This is a genomic window from Oleiphilus sp. HI0067, assembly GCF_001635735.1.
In genome coordinates this window covers 1-1275 of record NZ_LWFI01001261.1, presented here as the reverse complement: position 1 = coordinate 1275, position 1275 = coordinate 1, and the positions used below count along the sequence as shown (strand labels likewise).

Below are 1275 nucleotides of genomic sequence, written 5' to 3'. Positions count from 1 at the left end.
ATGTTTGGGCTGGATCCCATCACCTTCACTACAGCGCACTTCCAGATTGGGCACAAACAGCCGGCATGGTTATGTCTCTTGTTCTTCTTGCTCCATCTTGGGGTGGCATGATCAATGGTATGATGACGCTATCTGGTGCTTGGGACAAACTACGAACTGACCCTATTCTACGCTTCCTTGTTGTATCACTTTCTTTCTACGGAATGTCGACATTTGAAGGTCCGATGATGGCGATTAAAACCGTGAATGCGCTATCACATAACACAGACTGGACTATTGGCCACGTTCACTCTGGAGCATTAGGCTGGGTAGCTATGATCTCGATCGGTGCAACATACCATCTAATCCCTCGCCTATTCGGTGTGAAAGAAATGTTCAGTATTTCATTGATCAACCTTCACTTCTGGCTAGCAACGGCTGGTACAGTTCTATATATCGCAGCGATGTGGGTTAACGGAATCATGCAAGGCTTAATGTGGCGTGCAGTCAATACCGATGGCACTCTCACTTATAGCTTTGTTGAATCTCTAGAAGCGAGCCATAATGGGTATGTCGTCAGATTAATCGGCGGAGCTATCTTCCTGTCAGGCATGCTTATTATGGCCCTTAATGTTTGGCTAACTATTAGACAAACAAGTGCTAAAGCACTCGACTCAGTGCCAGCACAAGCTTAAGGAGAGCGATAGAATGAACCATGAAATAATTGAGAAAAACCTTGGCCTAATGATCCCATTAATCATTGTCGCAATAAGCTTTGGTTTCTTAGTGGAAGTTGTACCTCTTTTCTTTAACAAGGATATGAAAACACCTGTCGAGGGACTTAAGCCTTATACTGCGGTACAACTAGAAGGTCGTGACATATATATCCGTGAAGGGTGCCATACTTGTCACACACAAATGATTCGTCCGTTCCGCGCAGAAACAGAGCGTTATGGCCATTACTCAGTAGCTGGTGAATTTGTTTACGACCACCCATTTTTATGGGGGTCAAAGCGTACGGGTCCTGACTTAGCGCGTGTAGGCGGTCGCTATAGTGATGATTGGCACCGAGCTCATATGTACAACCCTCGAAATGTTGTACCTGAGTCTAAGATGCCAGCTTACCCTTGGCTGTTCACCGCTAAAATCGATCATAAGACAACACCTAAAAAAATGGAGGCTCTCCGTAAAGTTGGCGTCCCATACACTGATGAAGACATTGCAGGAGCTTCAGATGCAGTAAAAGGTAAGACTGAAATTGAAGCGCTTGTTGCTTACCTTCAAAACCTCGGTACG

At 45.3% G+C, this 1275-nt stretch carries 2 protein-coding genes; both read left to right on the top strand.

What is annotated here, in order from left to right; genetic code table 11:
* Window positions 1–674: cbb3-type cytochrome c oxidase subunit I (locus A3739_RS19325; RefSeq protein ID WP_197472444.1), on the top strand; the 674-nt coding region annotated here is incomplete at its 5' end.
* A gap of 13 nt (window positions 675–687) precedes the next feature.
* A partial coding sequence (gene ccoO / locus A3739_RS19320) for a cytochrome-c oxidase, cbb3-type subunit II (RefSeq protein ID WP_068502463.1) occupies window positions 688–1275 on the top strand: 588 nt, incomplete at its 3' end.